General features: G+C 70.8%; 14 protein-coding genes and 1 pseudogene. 2 read left to right on the plus strand and 13 right to left on the minus strand.

What is annotated here, in order from left to right; translation table 11 throughout:
• Nucleotides 1–66: 66 nt before the first annotated feature.
• The 7 genes and pseudogenes from OG698_RS02230 to OG698_RS02260 all read right to left on the minus strand — a co-directional run bounded on the left by OG698_RS02230 (nucleotide 67) and on the right by OG698_RS02260 (nucleotide 7,212).
• Nucleotides 67–965, minus strand: a pseudogene (locus tag OG698_RS02230) (LysR family transcriptional regulator).
• 362 nt (nucleotides 966–1,327) lie between these two features.
• Nucleotides 1,328–1,801 (minus strand): hypothetical protein, encoded by a 474-nt coding sequence (locus tag OG698_RS02235; protein WP_406101080.1) that lies wholly within the window; start codon nucleotides 1,799–1,801, stop codon nucleotides 1,328–1,330.
• Entirely contained in the window at nucleotides 1,798–2,103 is a 306-nt protein-coding gene (locus tag OG698_RS02240) for a hypothetical protein (RefSeq protein ID WP_406101081.1), read from the minus strand. Before OG698_RS02240 ends, OG698_RS02235 begins: the two co-directional genes overlap by 4 nt.
• Before the next feature lie 179 nt (nucleotides 2,104–2,282).
• Entirely contained in the window at nucleotides 2,283–2,870 is a 588-nt protein-coding gene (locus OG698_RS02245; protein WP_406101082.1) for a molybdopterin-dependent oxidoreductase, read from the minus strand.
• 547 nt (nucleotides 2,871–3,417) lie between these two features.
• Nucleotides 3,418–5,052, minus strand: a complete 1,635-nt coding sequence (locus OG698_RS02250) for a thiamine pyrophosphate-binding protein (protein ID WP_406101083.1) — start codon at nucleotides 5,050–5,052, stop codon at nucleotides 3,418–3,420.
• Nucleotides 5,049–5,834, minus strand: a complete 786-nt coding sequence (locus OG698_RS02255; protein ID WP_406101084.1) for a cyclase family protein — start codon at nucleotides 5,832–5,834, stop codon at nucleotides 5,049–5,051. Before OG698_RS02255 ends, OG698_RS02250 begins: the two co-directional genes overlap by 4 nt.
• Nucleotides 5,835–6,522: 688 nt before the next feature.
• Complete coding sequence (locus OG698_RS02260; RefSeq protein WP_406101085.1) at nucleotides 6,523–7,212, minus strand: FadR/GntR family transcriptional regulator; 690 nt, start codon at nucleotides 7,210–7,212, stop codon at nucleotides 6,523–6,525.
• A gap of 202 nt (nucleotides 7,213–7,414) precedes the next feature.
• Here OG698_RS02260 and OG698_RS02265 point away from each other — a divergent pair, with 202 nt between their 5' ends.
• Nucleotides 7,415–8,581: an aminotransferase class V-fold PLP-dependent enzyme gene (locus tag OG698_RS02265; protein WP_406101086.1), complete on the plus strand. Its 1,167-nt coding sequence runs from the start codon at nucleotides 7,415–7,417 to the stop codon at nucleotides 8,579–8,581.
• A 52-nt stretch (nucleotides 8,582–8,633) separates the two neighbouring features.
• Nucleotides 8,634–10,133 carry an APC family permease gene (locus OG698_RS02270; protein ID WP_406101087.1) on the plus strand — a complete coding sequence of 500 codons (1,500 nt, stop codon included), beginning with the start codon at nucleotides 8,634–8,636 and terminating at the stop codon, nucleotides 10,131–10,133.
• A gap of 151 nt (nucleotides 10,134–10,284) precedes the next feature.
• Here the strand turns inward: OG698_RS02270 and OG698_RS02275 are convergent, their stop codons facing one another.
• The 6 genes from OG698_RS02275 to OG698_RS02300 all read right to left on the minus strand — a co-directional run bounded on the left by OG698_RS02275 (nucleotide 10,285) and on the right by OG698_RS02300 (nucleotide 17,249).
• The gene (locus tag OG698_RS02275; protein ID WP_406101088.1) at nucleotides 10,285–10,881 is read right to left on the minus strand and encodes a GTP-binding protein; all 597 of its coding nucleotides are present in this window, start codon (nucleotides 10,879–10,881) and stop codon (nucleotides 10,285–10,287) included.
• Nucleotides 10,862–11,299 (minus strand): DUF742 domain-containing protein, encoded by a 438-nt coding sequence (locus OG698_RS02280; RefSeq protein ID WP_406101089.1) that lies wholly within the window; start codon nucleotides 11,297–11,299, stop codon nucleotides 10,862–10,864. Before OG698_RS02280 ends, OG698_RS02275 begins: the two co-directional genes overlap by 20 nt.
• On the minus strand, nucleotides 11,296–11,742 hold the full coding sequence (locus OG698_RS02285; RefSeq protein ID WP_406110785.1) for a roadblock/LC7 domain-containing protein: 447 nt from the start codon (nucleotides 11,740–11,742) through the stop codon (nucleotides 11,296–11,298). Before OG698_RS02285 ends, OG698_RS02280 begins: the two co-directional genes overlap by 4 nt.
• Nucleotides 11,743–11,765: 23 nt before the next feature.
• Nucleotides 11,766–14,228 carry a nitrate- and nitrite sensing domain-containing protein gene (locus OG698_RS02290; protein ID WP_406101090.1) on the minus strand — a complete coding sequence of 821 codons (2,463 nt, stop codon included), beginning with the start codon at nucleotides 14,226–14,228 and terminating at the stop codon, nucleotides 11,766–11,768.
• 135 nt (nucleotides 14,229–14,363) lie between these two features.
• Complete coding sequence (locus OG698_RS02295; RefSeq protein WP_406101091.1) at nucleotides 14,364–15,146, minus strand: MHYT domain-containing protein; 783 nt, start codon at nucleotides 15,144–15,146, stop codon at nucleotides 14,364–14,366.
• Nucleotides 15,147–15,743: 597 nt separating this feature from the next.
• Nucleotides 15,744–17,249, minus strand: a complete 1,506-nt coding sequence (locus tag OG698_RS02300) for a PHB depolymerase family esterase (RefSeq protein ID WP_406101093.1) — start codon at nucleotides 17,247–17,249, stop codon at nucleotides 15,744–15,746.
• Nucleotides 17,250–17,631 lie beyond the last annotated feature (382 nt).

Below are 17,631 nucleotides of genomic sequence, written 5' to 3' on the forward strand. Positions count from 1 at the left end.
CGACATAATTCCGGAACGCCGGTTTCGACAAAAGAAATTCAGCGGCGCCCGCTTCCTTCTCGGCCGTCAGGACGCGGGCGAGAAGGAAGCGGACTCGGACCAGGTCTCATGACGCAGGAGTTCGAGCAGGGCCGTCTCCGCCGGACCCGCGCCGGGGGCCGGACCACGGCGATGACGGGCTGGGACACTACCGGGAAAACCGGACGCACGAGGTGCTCGTAACCGTGGGGCACCGCGGAGGCCGGGACGAGCGTCACCCCAAGGCCGTGGGCGGCCCAGCGCACGGCCGTCGCCGTCTGGGACACGCGGGCGGCCGTGGTCGGGGCCAGATCGTTGTCCCGCAGTACGTTCAGGAGTACGCCGTCGAGCGCGCTGTCGCGGTCGAACCTCACCCACGGCTCCCTCTCCAGTTCGCGCAGCTCGACCCGGTCCGCGGCGAGTTGCCGGTGCCCGGCGGCAAGGGCCACGACGAACTCCTCGTCGCCGAGGTGGTGCGCGTCGGCGGGGCTCTGCTCGCACGCCGCCATCAGGGCCAGGTCCAGCACGCCTCGTCGCCCCAGCCGCTCCAGCTCGGCGGAGCTCGGCTCCTCGAAGACGGTGACCTCCAGACGCGGGAAGCGGCGACGCAACGCGCGCAGTGCACCCGGCAACTGCCGTGTGCCAAAGCCCATTTGCACCGCGACCACCAGCTCGCCGACCAGCTCATCGGCGCCGGCCCGCGCCGTGGCCCTCGCCCGCCGCGCCGCGCTCACCGCGGCCTCCGCCTCCCGCAGGAACGCGCGGCCGACCACGGTGGGCACCAGTCCGGTCGGCGTGCGGGCGAACAGTTCCACGCCGAGTTCCCGCTCCAGGCCGCGGATCTGCTGGGACACCGACGGTTGAGCGACGTGCAGCCGCTCCGCGGCCGCCGTCACCGAGCCCTCCTCGGCAATGGCCAGGGCGTACTCGAACTGACGAAGGCTCATCGGCTTCCGTTCCCTCGCAGCGGCGGACCGGGGCCCACCCGTTGTCGTCGTTGTAGCAGCAAGTAACTCCGTTCCGCCGGCGGGGATTCCCGTAGACAGGGCCGGAGCTGATCAGCTCTCGGTAGCCAAAATTGGTAGCAGGTGCCGACAACTGGCAGGCGGCATGAGGACACCGCGTCGTCCGAGGGCTGCGCGCGGCCCCGTGCTGCGCGCGGCCCCGTGCTGCGCGCGCGTCGCGGCGGCTGTGAGAATCGCTGTCCGATTGTCGGAGCACGGTGACAGACACTCAGTGTGGACAAGACTCTCGCGGCGACGGTGGCGGCTCGATCGAGACATCGAGGCGGGAGGTGTCGCCGCTGTGGTCATGGGGTGGCGCGCAGCAGGACAAGGGATCCGCTGTAGGTCGGGCGGCTGCGCAGGTGACCGAACGCCTCGTCCCAGGCGCCCGAGCCGAGGGCGCGGCGCAGCGAGGTGTCGAAGTCCTGGCGGGCGCGGTCGTCGACGAAGCTCCAGGCCGAGCAGGCTTGGCGGGCGGCGGGGTCGAGGAGGAGTTCGGGGCGGCCGTAGTACGTCTCATTGAAGCCGTCGGTGCAGTCCAGCGGGATGGGAACGGGCTGGATGGTGGTGGTGTCGCCGAGCGTGGCCGTGAGTCGGTCCAGGGGTGGGTAGCGGCGCGCTTCGGTCTCCAGCACGTCGGGGGCGTACTCGTAGAGCCAGAAGTCGCGAACGCGCGCGGGGTCGCAGGTCAGGACTACGACGGGGCCGTGGGTGACGCGTCGCATCTCCCGCAGCCCGGCTTCGACGTCGGACCACTGATGGACACTGAAGAGAGTCATCGCCGCGTCGAACTGCCCATCTGCGAAGGGGGGGCTTCGGCGACGGCGTCGATCGCGGTGGCGAGTTGGGCCGGGCGCTGGACGCGCATGGCCAGGGAGGGCTCAACCGCCGTGATCGTGCGCGCCTCGGTCTCATAGGACCCGGTTCCCGCCCCCACATTGAGGACGGTGCGCGCATCGCCGAGGGCCTCAGCAATGACGTGGGCGATGCGCTCGTCAGGGCGGCGGTAGGAGGCGTATCCGGAGCCGATGGTGCCGTAGTCGACGTCGCCGGCGCTGCCGTCGTAGGTGCGCATGACCATGGAGGGACCTCGCGTTGTGGGCCGGGCCGGGGCCGTGACGTCCGCGCCCCGAACAGCAACACCTATCTTGCATCTGCCGCATGGAATCACATAGAGAACTTGCTGATGCTTGGCAGATCGGCCAATAAGCGTGGCATGTGCGTCACTCGACTTGGAGGTTGTGTCGGCGAATCGGCCCGTTACGGGCTGGCGTCCTCCTGGTACGAATGACGCTGGCCGGCCCAGGCGTCGGCGATGTTGTGGTAGCCGCGTTCCTCCCAGAAGCCTCGCCGGTCCTGCGTCATGTACTCGATGCCGCGTAGCCACTTGGGTCCCTTGTAGCCGAACAGGTGCGGGACCACCAGGCGCAGCGGGAAGCCGTGCTCCGCAGTGAGCAGCTCATCGTTGTGGTGGGTGGCCATGACGGTGGAGTCGGCAATGAAGTCCTCGAGGCGCAGGTTCGCGCTGTATCCGTATTCGGCCCAGGTCATCACATGGGACACGCCCTCGGCGGGTGGAACGAGGTCCGGCAGGACGCGTGCCGGGATCCCGAAGAAGGTGTGGCCGGTGGTGCTGGTGCCGGACGCGCAATGCAGGTCCGCGACCACGGTGACTTTGGGCAGGGTGGTGAGTTCTTCGAAGGTCCAGGAGTGGGTCGCTTTGTTCGCGGTGGCGCCGAAGACCTGGAGGGTCCATCGCTCCGGGCGGAAGCGGGGTACCGGTCCGTAGTGCGATACGGGCCAGCCTTTGGCCAGGCGCTGCCCCGGCGGCAGCATGCCTTTCTCCATGACACAGCCCCTTGCTTTCCTTTTCCGCAGATGCAAGGCGAAAGCCTAGTCCAGAGTCGGACAAGCGATTCAAAAGGGGGCTAGAGCCTCGCGTGTGCTGCCCGTGAAGGGATGTGTCGGCGGCGGCGCGTGGCGCACTCCACGAGCGCCACGCACCACCTCTCCGTATTCACCGGCCGGGTCCGCGAGAGCCGGTGCGGGCCGTCGGCGAGGATGGCACCAGTGCATCAGTGAGCGGTCACAAGATCTACCGGGCGGTGACCCGAAGGATGCGGGACTGCTGAGTGCTGTCCTGGTTGATCACCCAGGTGGGGCGGGTGCGGGTCTGCGGCGGTCGACGTGCACGCTGGTGAACTTCAGGCAGGCGTTGGGCCGCATGCCCACCTCCGGACCGAGCTTTTCGACGGCTTACCGGGGCAGCTGGAACACCAGCCTCGCCCGCGCCCGACGCCAACATCGTCACCGGCGGCGCCCTGGCTCCGTCACGTCGATGCGTACCGCGTCGGCGACGACCGGGAGGTGGGAGAGACGGGCTGTTCGCCGTCTCTCAGTGGCCGCGGAAGGCCTCCTCCAGCCACCAGGCCCCGTGCTCGGCGGTGACCTTGGCATCGATGAGCAGGGGTGTGGAGCGGGGCCCGGCGACCCAGTCCCGGACGGGTTCGAGGTCGGCGCGGGTGCGGACGGTGACCGCTTCGAAGCCGTAGCCCCGGGCGATGGCGGCGATGTCGGTGGGCGGGAACTCGACCGTGTCCAGGGGGAAGTGGCCGGGGGCGAAGTGATGGACCTCTGCCCCATACGCGTCGTCGTTGTAGACGACGGCCACCATCGGCAGTCCCAGGCGGCGGACGGTGTCCAGTTCGACGGCGCTCATCAGCGCGCCGCCGTCGCCCAGGGCGGCGACGGGCAGCCGGTCGGGCCGGGCCAGCGCCGCGCCGATCGCCGTCGAAAGGCCCAGGCCGATGGACTGGAAGGCCTGGGTGAAGCACAGGCTGTTGTGGTCGGGCACCGACAGGAACATAGAGGGGTAGCCCATGAAGTTCCCGGAGTCCACGCCGATCACGCGCTCGGCTGGCAGCAGGTCGTCCAGCGCGATGGTCAGGGTGCGCGGGTCGATTCGCTCATGGCTGCTCTCGTCCTCGTAGGACACGTCGCGCCAGCGCACGCGTGCGGCAATGGACTCTCTGATGGTGGGGGTGCGGTAGCCGGTTCGTCGCCCTCCGCTCGCTTCGAGGGCGCGCCGTGCCGTGCGTTCGACGTCGCCGATGATGCCGAGGTGGACCGTGCGGTGCCGGCCGAGGGCGGACGGGTCGTCGTCGACCTGAACGACGGTGGCCTCCGGGCCGATCAGCCGTCCGTGCCGCATCGTCCACATGTTCAGTGCGCAGCCCCAGCCCACGATCACATCCGCGCCCTTTACGAGTTCCGCGGTCAGGGGCGAGGAGAATCCGCCGGACACGTCGAGCGACCACGGGTTGTCGTGGAACAGCCCGCGGGCGACGGCAGAGGTGGCCAGGAGCGCGCCGTGCTGCTCGGCGAGCGCGGCCAGGGCGTCGCGGCCGTTGGGCGTCCGCGCTCCCCGTCCGGCGACGAAGACCGGGCGCTGCGCGCGCTCGATGGTCTGCACCAGTTGGGCGACGGCGTCCGACTCCGGCTCGACCGGGGTCCGTTCGGGAGGCGGCGTGATCGATGTGCCCTCGGGAACATCCAGGGCCTGGATCTCCAGCGGCAGATTGAGCAGTACGGTACGACGCTCGTGCAGGGCTCGCCGCACGGCGGCGCATGCCTGCTCGACCGCATCCTCCGCCGAGGTCACACGCGCGCTGACGGCACCCACCGAGTGGGCCAGCGCGTCCTGGTCGACGTAGAAGTTCGAGGTGGTCTCGGTGGTCTCCGCCGCCAGGACGAGCAGCGGGGTGCGGCTCTTGGCCGCCTCGGCGATGCCGGTCAGCGCATTGGTCAGCCCGCACCCCTGATGCACCGACAGCGCCGCCACCTTGCCGCTCATACGGGCATAGGCGTCGGCCATGGTGGCCGCCCCGCCCTCATGGCGGGCCGCGACGTACCGGGAGCCGGCCGCGACCAAGGCGTTGGTCAGGTGAAAGTTCCCCGAACCGACCACACCGAAGACGTGGTCGACGCCGGCCGCGGCCAGGGCCCGGCCGACCGCCTCTGCGACCTTCACGCGTGCTCCACCAGTGCGAGCACGCGCGCGGGCGCGCCGGATCCGGTGACGATGGGCAGCGGTCCGGCCAGCACAACGGCGCCGGTCGGCGGCAGCGCGGCGAGGTTCTGCAGCTGGGTCAGGCCGTACTTGCCGCTGCCCATCAGGAAGGAATGGCACGGGAAGGCCGGATCGAAGCCCGATGCCTGGCCGGCGTCAGTGCCCACCGTCTCGACCCCGAGACCGATCACGGGCGCCTCTTCGGCGACCCAGCGGGCGCACTCCGCCGAAAGCCCTGGGGTGTGCGGGCCGTTCTCGTCAGCGTTGAGGAACTCCCGCTGAGCATGCGAGCGGTCGTCCCATCCTGTGCGCAGCAGCAGCCAGCCCCCGTCGGGCAGCGACCCGTGCTGCGCTTCCCACGCCTTGATGTGCTCGACCTCGACCAGGAAATCGGGGTTCGCGGCGGCCTCGGCGGAGAAGTCCAACACGGCTGCCGGGGCAATCAGTTGCTGTGCGGGCACGGATGCCACGTCGGCGAGGCCCTGCCCGGTGATCCAGTGGTTGGGCGCGTCGAAGTGCGTGCCGGTGTGCTCGCCGCTGCGGAAGTTGTTCCAGTACCAGGCGGGTCCCCGGTCGTCGTAGCGACTGATCTCCTCGAGTTCGAAGACCGCGGTCTGGCCGAACTGGGCGGGCAGTTGGAGCACCGGTGTGGACGACGACAACGGCGCCGTGAGATCGACGACTTCGATCGCGCCACTGCGCAAGGCGGACGTCAGCGCGGCGAGGACGGAGGGGTGGGACATGCTGGCCTCCTGCAGATGGGGGCTGATCCGCCGAGGATCATAGTGCTCGCGCGGGCGTTTCAGAGGTCGACGCCAGAGGGCGGGCCGACCTGCTTCGGGGCCGCGAACTCGTCCGGTGGCAGTGGCAAAGGTGCACACATCACGGCGGAGCTTGGGTCATCCCCGGGGGCCGGGGCAATCGGAGACCCGGGCGTTCGACCGGGCAGCCCTGGGCCGGCAGCGCGACGGGGCCTGGATGACGACGGGGGCGCCCGCGTCGCCTGGATCAGACAGCGCGCCCCGGACGGCGTCGACCGTGCGGGACGGCTGCCGACCTTCCTGGTCGATGACGTTGATGCCCTACGGGAACAGGTCGCCCGCACCGTCTGCGGTGGCACTTGGCCACCGCCCGGAAGATCAACGCACGCGCGGACTCCATCGTCCGGCCCGCTGAGCGGTCTCGCATTCGGCCACCTCCCGGACGGCAGATACCCGGGTCCGCACGAACGGTTCCGTCTCGGCTGCCCCATGCGTCGATGTCGGCCCGGTCCCGGGCCGAGCGCTACTCCTCATCGACCGCAGCCCTGACCCGGCTGCCCGCCCGTCTTGAAAACTGAGCCGGGTGGACGGCCTCTGCCTCACGAACCGACCCGCGCAAGACATCCGAGAGTCGATGCGCACGACGCTTCGTTCGGTGTCCAGCGACGCGTCACCGCGGCTCCGGTGACGGTCGCAGGCGTCGCAGCCATGCCTCGGTCTGTGACAGATGGGCGGAGGCCGCGGCAGCAGCGGCCGTGGGGTCGCCGGCCGCGAGAGCGGTGATGAGCGCCTCGTGACCGAGGTCGCTGGCCAGTCGCACGGTCGCCGCTTCCCGGGTGCCGTAGACGCTGTAGTGGGCACCGCGGGCACGCAGCAGGCCGGCGAGCGCGGCGAGCGTCTCGTTGCCCGCCGCCGCGCAGACCGTGGCGTGGAACTCATGGTCCAGCGACTGGAGTTGTTCCTGGTCCTGCGTGCGGGACAGGCGCTCCTGAAGTTCGCGCAGGTGCGCCACGACCGTCTCGTCCGCGCGCGCCGCGGCGAGTGCGGCGGCGTGTGACTCGATGGCGCGGCGTACGTCGAAGAGTTCGAGGAGACCGTCCAGCGGGAGGACGTCGACGGTCGCGCTGAAACCGGCCAGCATGTGCGCCGGGTTCAGGGCGGAGACGAACGTGCCTGCGCCGTGCCGGGACTCCAGCATGCCGAGGGCCGCAAGCGACCGGACCGCCTCGCGCAGTGAACCGCGGGAGACGCCGAGGCGGGTGCACAGGTCGGGTTCGGGCGGGAGCCTGCTGCCCGGCCCCAGCTCGCCGCTCGCGATCATTGCGCGCAGGCCCGCAGCCGCGGTCTCGGTGGCCGCCATCCTCGTACCCCCTCCGGTTGCCGCGGGACTCCCCCGCCATCGTGTCCGTAACGATGTCACGGCACGGCTATTCCTCGAGTCATCTAATGACTGAGCTTGCGACTGGACGTGAAGATTCTGCCCACCCCCCTGTTCAGCGGGTAGGTTACCGCCTACGGTCCTCCGGGAGAGCGACAGTCATCGGATGACTCGGAAAGCTGATATGCCTTCGCACCCCCTGGACCACTGGGCACTCGACCCGGACATACGCCACCTCAACCACGGTTCGTTCGGTGCGGTGCCGCGCACCGTCATCGAGGAACTGCACGCCCTGCGCGCCGAGATGGAGACCAATCCGGACCGCTGGTTCCGCGGGCTCCCCGAGCGTGTGGCGCAGGCCCGCACCGACATCGCCGGCTATCTGCACACCGCTGCGCAGACCCTCGCCCTCGTCCCGAACGCGAGCGCCGGGGTCAGCACCGTCCTCGCCTCGCTCCAGCTGCCGCGCGGCAGCGAGGTGGTGATCACCGACCACACCTACGGCGCCGTCGCCATGGGCGTGGCCCGCGCCGCCGCACGTGCGGGGGCGCGCGTACGGACCCTGCACGTGCCGCTCGACGCGACGCCCGAGCAGATCACCGCCCGGTTCGCCGACGCCCTCGCCGACGCGCAGGCCCCGACCTCGCTCGTCGTCGTCGACCAGATAACCTCGGCGACGGCCCGTCTCTTCCCCGTCGCCGACATCACCCGCCACGCCCACGCGGCCGGCGCGCTCGTCCTCGTCGACGGCGCCCACGCTCCGGGCATGCTCGCCGACCCTCTGGCGCAGTCGGGCGACGCCGACTTCTGGATCGGCAACCTGCACAAGTGGCCCTGCACACCACGGGGTACTGCCGCCCTGGTGGCGCGCGGAGACAGAGCCCAGGAGCTGTACCCGCTGACCGACTCATGGGGCGCGCCCGACCCGTTTCCGCTGCGCTTCGACCAGCAGGGCACGGAGGACCTCACTCCCTGGCTCGCGGCGCCGCGTTCCCTGGAGTTCGTGGAGCAGCAGTTCGGCTGGGAGGCCGCGCGGGTCCGCATCACCGAACTGGCGGGCGAGGCACAGCGGATGCTCGCCGACGCGCTCGGCGCGGACACCGCCGCGGTCGGCGGGAGCGAGGCCCCGGCGATGCGCCTGGTGCCGCTGCCCCACGGCACGGCCACCGACCAGGCGGCCGCGCACGCCCTGCAGCGCCACCTCTCCGTCGCCATCGGCTGCGAGACGGCCGTGACCACCTGGCACGGACGCGGCTACCTGAGGCTGTCCGCGCACCTCTACAACGACCGAGCCGACTATGCGCACTTGGCCGACCACCTTCCCGCAGCCCTGACCGAAGCGGCCGCATAGCGGGCACGGCTCGACGGCCTGCCATCCACCGCTCCCAGAAAGGGCAGTAAGCGTGCGCACCAAATCCATCGAGGCGACCCTGCGGGACGCCGAACGCCCCACGACCCGGCTGGCCCGCTCGCTCGGGCCGCTCCAGCTCACGATGATGGGCATCGGCGTCACCATCGGTGGCGGCATCTTCGTCCTCACCGGCACGGCCGCCGCGCATTACGCGGGCCCCGCCATCGCGCTCTCCTTCGCGCTCGGTGCACTCGCCTCGGGCCTGGTGGCCCTGTGCTACATGGAGTTCGCGTCGACGGTGCCGGTCGCGGGCAGCGCGTACACCTTCGCGTACGTCTCGCTCGGCGAACTGACCGCGTGGCTCATCGGCTGGGACCTGATCCTCGACATGACGATGGGCGCCGGGGCCGTGGCCAGCGGCTGGTCGCAGTACGTGGTCGACTTCCTCGCCACGTTCGGACTGCACCTGCCCTCCACCATCGCGGGCCCGGCCGCCGTGGTGAACGTGCCCGCCGTACTGGTCATCCTCGTCCTGACGGCTGTCCTGGCCGCGGGCGTCCGTACGACCGCACGCATCAACACGATCATGACGCTGGTGAAGCTCGCCGCCATCGTCCTCTTCCTCTGCGTCGGCGTCTTCCACATCGACCCTGCCAACTGGACCCCGTTCATCCCCGATTCGCGTCCCCCGGGCGGCGACGGCGATGTGTGGCAGCAGCCGCTTCTGGGCTGGGCGGGCATCAGCACGAACGCCACTTTCGGTCTCGCGGGCATCCTCACCGGCGGCGCCATCGTCTTCGGTGCGTTCTCCGGCTTCGACATCATGGCCAGTAACGCCGAGGAGGCCAAGCGCCCCCAACGCACCCTGCCCATCGCCCTGATGGCGACCGTCATCGTCTGCGCCGTTCTCTACGTCGGCGTGTCACTCGTCATCACCGGAATGCGTCCGTACACACAACTGGACACCGCGGCGCCCGTGACCGGCGCGCTGGCCGCGGTCGGCTCGGACTGGGCCGTACGGATCGTCGGCCTCGGCGCGATCTGCGGGCTCACCACCGTGGTCATGATCATGCTGCTCGGGCAGAGCCGCGTCTTCCTCGCCATGAGCCGCGACCGCCTGCTGCCCGAGTGGTTCTCCCACGTCCACCCGATCACGCGCAGCCCACGCCGGATCACCTGGACGCTGGGCCTCGCGGTGGCGTTCATGACGGCCGTCCTGCCGATCCAGGACCTCGCCGAACTCGGCAACATCGGCATGCTGACATCATTTGCCGTCGTCTGCGTCGGAGTGATGTACCTGCGCCGCACCCGCCCCGACCTGCCACGCGGTTTCCGTACGCCGTGGGTGCCGTTCGTGCCCGTGGTGGCGCTGCTCCTGTGCCTGCTCCTGGTGGGCAGCCTGCCTCTGATCACCTGGGTCCGCTTCCTCATCTGGATGGCGGTCGGTCTGGTGATCTACGCACTGTGGGGGCGACGCAACAGCCGCGTCGCCACGGGCGAGCTGGCCGCCGAGGCGCTCGACGCGGACCCGGTACCGTCCGGTCGCCCGTGAGGGGTCGGCCGTGAACAAGCGGACGGCTGCCGCTTGTTCGCCGTCATACACGGGGGACGGTCTTCTCGTGGACCTTCGGAGGCATCCTCGTCGTAGAGCGGCTGCTCGTCGGAGTACGCGACGCACATGGGCAAGTGCCGTATACGGCCCCTCAGTTGGGGGTCGACTCCATGGTCAGGACGTGCTCGACCAAGGAGATCAGGACCTCCTTGCCGGACTCCCGGTCGCGTACGTCGCACAGGAGCACCGGGGTCTCGGCGGTCAGGTCGAGGGCGCGCGCCACCGCTCCCTGGGTGTGCGTTCGGATGCCGTCGAAGCAGTTCACAGCCACGATGAAGGGGATGTCGCGGCTCTCGAAGTAGTCGATGGCGGGGAAGCAGTCCGCGAGGCGCCGGGTGTCGGCGAGGACGACCGCGCCCAGACAGCCTGTGGCCAACTCGTCCCAGACGAACCAGAAGCGGTCCTGGCCGGGGGTGCCGAAGAGGTAGAGGGCCAGCGTGTCGCGCAGGGTGATCCGACCGAAGTCCATGGCGACGGTCGTCGTGGACTTCGTGGCCACGCCCTCCAGACTGTCCACCGGGCGCGAGGCCTCGGTGAGAGGTTCCTCGGTGCGCAGCGGGCGGATCTCACTGACCGACTCCACCAGCGTGGTCTTCCCCACGCCGAAGCCGCCGGCGATCAGGAGCTTGAGAGCGGTGAAGTCGGCGGGCGCCGCGTGCGCGGCGCGGTCAGAGTGCACGGAGGCCATTGATCACTTCTCGCAGGAGGTGGGCGGGGGGAGGTTCTTTCCCGGCGGCGGTGGACTCGGGTGGAGTGATGCGGATCAGCCCTTGGGCGGTGAGGTCGCCGAGCAGGACGCGTACGACGCCGAGCGGCAGGCCCGAGTCCGACGCCAAGTCCGCCACCGGGCGCGGCCCTTGGGCACACCGGGCCAGGAGGCTGCGCTGCTCGGGCGGGATCGGGCCGCGCGGGGTGGCGGCCGTGGAGCGGACGATCGCCATCAGGTCGAGGCGTTCCGCGCCGTTGTCCGTACGCGCGCGGCCCGCGGTCATGGCGTACAGGCGGACCAGAGGGCCGGCCTCCTCGTCGTAGCGGTCGGCCCAGGGATCGGGGTCCCGGTCGGCGGCGCCGGCCGTCGGCCGGCGGCCAGGTGGCAGGTCGGTCACGACGTCCCGCCGTCCGGCGTCGGGGCGCCGTCCGTCCTCACGGGTACGGCGAGGTGCTCACGCACGCGCTCGACCAGCAGGGCCATCTCGTACGCCACGAGGCCGATATCGGCGTGCCCGTCGGTGAACACCGCGATGCACGACCCGTCACCCGCGGCGACCACGAAGAGGAAACCACCGTGCAGCTCGACCATCGTCTGGACGACGCCGCCCGCGTCGAAGTGGCGGCCCGCGCCCTTGGCGAGGGAGTGGAACCCGGAGGCGATGGCGGCGAAGCGCTCGGACTCATCACGCCCCAGGCCGCGGGAGGCGCCGACGCACAGGCCGTCGGTGGAAAGCATGACCACGTACCGGACCTCCGCGACACGGTCGACCAGGTCGTCGAGGAGCCAGTCGACACCGCCCGCGCCGCCCGTGCCATGGTCGTCGGGGTTGTCACCCAGGTTCGTGACGGTGAAGGTCGGGGTCATCGGTTTCGGAATCCTTCTTCGGTCGCGGTGTGAGGGTGGGGCGCGGCATGCGGGGCGCCGGACGGGGTTCCGGAGCCGGACGGTGTGTCCGGCTCGCCCTGAGCCGCGGACGCGCGGCGCCGGCCGGAGCGCAGGGACGCCATCGTGGCGCGCGCGGCCTCCGGGGACCGGACGGCCGGGCCCTGGGCCGGCCGTGAACCGGCGCCCGTGTTCTCGTCACCGCGCAGTTCGGGGGCGAGGCTGGCCTGGCGTACCCGGCGCGGCAGACCGTCCTCGGAGTCATGGCTCGAGGTGGCTTCCGCGGTGGGGGCGAGCGAGGACGGCGCCGGCCGGGGGGCCGCGTGGCGGCCATGAGTGGGGACTTGGCGGGGCGCAGTGTGAGCGAGCGGTGGCTCGGGCTCACGCTCCGGTCGGGGGATCGATTCCTGTTCAGGGCGCTGCTGTGCCGATATGGGAACGGCGACCGGAGCAGAGGCCGGTACGTGACCGGACTCCACCGCCCGCGGCTCCGGCTCCGGCTCCGGCTCCGGCTCCGGCAGAGGCCGCAAGCCCGGATGCGGTGCCTCCAGGAGCTGCTGCGGAACGAAAACGACGGCCGTGACGCCGCCGTAGACCGAGCGGCGCAGGGTGACGTCCACCTGCTGGCGCTCGGCGAGGCGGTTGACCACGAACAGGCCGAGCCGACGCGAGTCGAGGAGGTCGATGTCCGTGGCCCGGATCTTCTCGTTGGCCGCGGCGAGCGCCTCGTCGCCCATTCCGAGGCCGCGGTCCTCGACCTCCAGGACGGCACCGGCCCCGACCTCCTCTCCGCGCACCACCACGGGGGTGTGCGGCGGCGAGAACGCGGCGGCGTTCTCCGCGAGTTCGGCGATCAGATGGATCAGGTCGGCCACCGCCGTGCCGGCCAGACTCAGATCGGGGATGTCGTGCAGCTGGACGCGGTCGATGTCGGCGGTCTCCGCGATGCCCGCGCGTACGGCGTCGACCAGCGGGACCGGGTTGCGCCAGGCACGGCCGGGCGCGGAGCCGGACAGGATGAGCAGGGACTCGGCGTGGCGCCGCATCCTGGTCGTCAAGTGGTCAAGACGGAACAGGTCTTCCAGGTCCGAGGGGTTCTCGGTACGGCGCTCCATCGCATCGAGGAGCTCCAGCTGGCGGTGGAGCAGCACCTGGCTGCGGCGGGCGAGGCTGACGTAGACGCCGGAGACTCCGGTGAGGACGGCGGCGCGGCCCGCGACGGCGCGCAGGGCGGCCCGCTGCACGGTGGTCAGCGCCGCGCCGACCTGGCCGATCTCGTCCCGGATGGGAGTGCGGGCGAGCGGGGCCTCGGCGTCGAGGTCGAGGTCGTCGCCACCGTGGATGCGGCGGATCGCGGCCGGCAGCCGCGTGGCGGCGAGCTCCAGAGCGGAGTTCCGCAGTCCGGTGAGGTCGTCGACCAGGCCGCGCCCGATGCGTACGGAGAGCAGCAGCGAGAGGACCACACCGAGGAGGCCGAGGACTACAGCGAGGCCCGAGCTTCCAAGGGTCGCAAGGGAGTACGGCTCCGCGTCGGCGCTCGTGTCGACGGCGGCCCGCTCCGCTGCGGCAAGCCCGGCCAGGGTGTGTCCCGCGATGGAGTGCCAGTCCCCCGCCGACACGGCGGACACGGCCCCTTCCTCGCCGGCGTCGAGGACGGCGTCCTGAGCGGTGGCGAGTTCGGTGGCGCTGCGGGACGCGAGAACGGCGCGGTAGCGGGCGGCGTCCTCGGCCCGCAGGTCGGACACCGCTGCCTTGGTGAGCCCGCGCTGCTGGGCGACGTCGCCGATGAACGCGCGGTACTGGGCGGCAGAGATGGTGCCGCTCGCCTGCGCGGCGCCGAGCACGGCGTCCTGGCGGCTCAACGCCTCGCGGGCACGGGCCAGTTCGAGGACGGTGCGGGTGTCGGAGGCGCGGTCGGGGCGGTCGGCGCCCGCGAGCCCGGCGCGCACCGCGAAGGCCCGGTCGACGGCCGTGCCGTAGCCGGAGAACAGGGCGGCGGAGTCATGGGGCGTCTCGCGCTGCTCGGAGAGGGACCCTGCGCTCTTGAGCAGAGCACTGATCCGGTCGGGCAGCTGGGCGTCGAGGGCCGGGAGATCGGTGCTGCTGGAGCGGATGCCCGTGCGCAGGGCCGTGACGGCCTTGTCCGTGCGGGACCGGGCGGCATCGAAGTCACGGCGGGTGGACGGGCCGGGAGCGGCCCGGTACTTCAGCGCGGCGGCACGCTCGTCCTGGACCGTGGTGGTGAAGTCCGTGACCGGCTTCACCAGGGCCGAGTTGATCTGCCGCAACTGTTCGGTGGACGAGACCTGCGACGCGGTGGTGACGGCAGCGTGCCCCCACAGGGCCATCAGCGAGAGGACCGGCACCGTCAGCAGGGTGACGACCTTCGCTCGGATCGACTTGGGACGCCACCGTTCGGGCAGCGGAAAGCGTGCGGGCATGACCAGGGATCTCCTTGGCGGTGCAGGAGTGTTGAGGGCGCGCGAAGTGGCGTTCGGCCCGGGGAACGGCGGCGGCGTACGCGCGTGGCGAGAAATGCGCCGCGGAGATGACGCAGGCGGCTCAGGGAATCCGGCTCAGGCGACCGGAAGCTCGACCTCGTGCAGCGGTCGAGCCGCGGCCTCGCCCTCGGCGCGCTCTCGCGCCGTCGGGGACAGAGCTACGAAGGCGCAGGTGAGGAAGAGGAAGGAACCGAGGACCACGGCGAGCGGCAGGATGAACGCGGTAGCGCTCGCTCCCGGCAGAGGTGCGTTGCTCGCATGCACGTCCACGGTGACCGCGGCCATGCCGGTGTAGTGCATGCTGCTCACCGCGAGCCCCATCACGAGGGCGGCGACGGCGGCAACGGCTGGGCCCCGCACGGAGAGCGCGGCCCACAGCGCGGCGGATGCCGCAGCGATCGCGATGACGACGGAGGCGGTGACGACAGCCGGGTCGTACGAGATCGTGCCGTTGAGCTGTACCGCGGCCATGCCGATGTAATGCATCGCGGCCACACCGAGGCCGGTGCCGACGCCACCGAACAGGATGGAGCGCACGCGGGACTTGCCATATCCGGCGGTGAAGACTCCGGCGCCGACGACAGCGATGGCGACGAGCAGGCTGAGCAGGGTGAGCGGGATGTCGTAGCGGATCGCGGTGCCGTCGACGGTGTAGCCGAGCATCGCGATGAAGTGCATGGTCCAGATTCCGGCACCGATCGCGATCGACGCGCTGACCAGCCAGTTCCTTTTGGACCGTCCCCCGGCTGCCAGGGCGCGCACTGTGCAGCGCAGTCCCAGCGCGGATCCGACGACGGCCATGGCATACGACAGGACCGGCGTCGCCCAGCCTCCGGCCATGTGGTGCATGTGACCCACGGGTTTCCTCTCACTGTCCTGTGTCGGCCCCCCGGCGACCGGGACGCTAGCACGCAGTGGATCTCCGTCCATGGGGCGTCGATATTTGCCTGCAGGCGGGTTACTGGACGGTAAAGCCCTGGTTCAACGGCCTTTCGGGCATCCGCTCTTCATCTCGCGCCGACATCGGTGCGACTCTTGTCACGCCGCACATCGAAGCGCTTCAGACACCCTGGACGAGACGCTCAGGTCGGGATGTCTGGGACATACCCGTTCAACTGGAGGCGGGGCTGATGACGCTGGGCTTGAGAACGGGCGACTCGGTGGCGAGCCGACGGACCCTCCCGCCCAGCCGGCGCAGGTGCGGCACGGCAGCGCTCTGTGCGGCACGTTGTCGCGACGAGTGGCAGCGCAGGCTCCATCGGGGTGCACCATGCGGCGGCCCCACGGCCCGGTCCGCTCGCCCGCACAGGCCGCCGGCAGGAGGCGGCAGGAGGCGGCAGGAGCCCTTCTACCTGCTGTGCACGCCGGAGTTCGACCACATCAGGGAGCAGGCCATGGCGTGCGGCGGCGGCCCCACCGGGTGAAGGCGAAGCCTCCGCCGCGCCGTTGGGTCCGTCAGGACGGACAGCCGGAGTCGGCGATCACGAAGGTACCCGGCGAGGTTTCTTCCAGGGTGTGGGTGACGTAGAGGTTGTACAGGCCCATGTTCTGGTTGGAGCCGTTGGCATAGACGTAGCCGAGGCTCTGGTGGGCGCGTCCGGCGGCGACCTGGTTGTAGTTGTTGTCGGTGTAGCACTGATGGGTGGCACCGGTCGTGGCCGCCTGTGCCGAGGTGGAGGACGCGCCTACGGCCCCGGAGCCGTCCACGGCGGCCACGGTGTAGCTGTACGTCGTGCCGGGGGCGAGCCCGGTGTCGGTGAACGAGGTCGAGGAGGGCGAGCCGACCTGGGCGCCGCCGCGGTAGACGCGGTAGGAGGCCGCACCGTCGACGGCGGTCCAGGACAGAGACGCCGAGGTGTCGGTGGTGGCAGTGACGGTGAGCCCGGTCGGTGCGGGCAGGGAGCCGCCGCCGTCGGTGGCGTCGAGGCCCCAGGAGTGTCCGATCCAGTACGAGGCGCAGATGTTCATGTCAGGCAGGTACTGGCTCGCCGTGCCGCACTGGGTGGCTCCGGTGCCTGGGTCGACGGCCTGGCCGTGGGACATGCCCGTGATGCTGTACGACTCGACGACGGCTCGACCGGAAGTGTCCTGGTAGACCTTGTGCGGGTAGCCCTGCACGGTGTCGCTGACGTCGGCCGTGGCATCGGCGCCGTGGACGTCGGTCCACTGCTCCACGAGCTCCGTCATATTCATCGGCACGACGGTGGTGTCCTGGGAGCCCTGCCACACCGCCACCGTCGGATAGGGGCCGCTGTAGCCGGGATAGGCCGCGCGTACCTTGTCGCCCCACTGCTGCGGGGTGAGGTTGGTGCCGGGGTTCATACAGGTCAGACCGGCGGAGACAGTACGGGCACAGTCGAAGGGAAGGCCGGCGGCCACCGCCGCGCCGGAGAAGACGTCCGGGTAGGAGGCCGCCATGACCGCGGTCATCGCTCCGCCCGCGGACAGGCCGGTGACGTAGACACGTGAGGGGCTGGTCCCGTAGTCGGCCGCCATCTTGTCAACCATCTGCTTGATGGACAGGGCCTCGCCCTGGCCGCGCGAGAAGTCGGACGACTGGAACCAGTTGAAGCACGAGTTGGCGTTGTTGGCGCTCTTCTGCTGGGGCAGCACCAGCGCGAAGCCCCAGGCGTCGGCCCACTTGGTCCAGCCGGTCTCGCCGTCGAACGCCGAGGCCGACTGGGTGCAGCCGTGCAGGGCGACCACCAGCGGGCGCCCGGACGGCAGCCCGTCGGGGACATAGCGGAACATCTGCAGGCTGCCGGGGTTGGAGCCGAAGCTCGTCACCTCTTGCAGGGACACGGCTTGCGCCGGTGCCGGGGACAGCAGCCCGAGGATCAGGGCGATGACGGACAGCACGAGCGCGACGGCGGACCCGGAGCGCGGCCGCCATCCGCGGCCGGCAGGCCGCCGCCCGCGTGGGAAGCGGCGCCGCGAGGAGTGGGGGGAAGCAGGATGCATCGTGCCACCAGGTGATCGCGATGGATGGGGAGAGGGACAACCCCCGGCCCTGGCCGCCCGGCACTGGACAGCGGTACACCTCCCGGGAGTTACGGGGACGTTACGTCCGGCAGGTCGGCGACAGTAATGGTGACGCGCCCCACCTCGAAGGGGTGCGGGCTGTGGGCCCTCACCGTTGCGCCACGCGAGAAGGCCCCGGCGGCGGATGATGTGCCTGATGCCCTCGCATGGGCGTCACCGGGCCCGGACTCCAACCCCATGACCGCTCCTGGTCGTTGCAAGGGCGGCGGCTGACGGCCGGTCGCCAGGGCAGCGATCCGGAACGCGTCCGACGCGACCTTCTGCATGCCGTCCAGCAGTGTGGGGACGTCCGCCTGTGTCC

It is taken from the genome of Streptomyces sp. NBC_01003, from assembly GCF_045162695.1.
Taxonomy (GTDB): Bacteria; Actinomycetota; Actinomycetes; order Streptomycetales; family Streptomycetaceae; genus Streptomyces.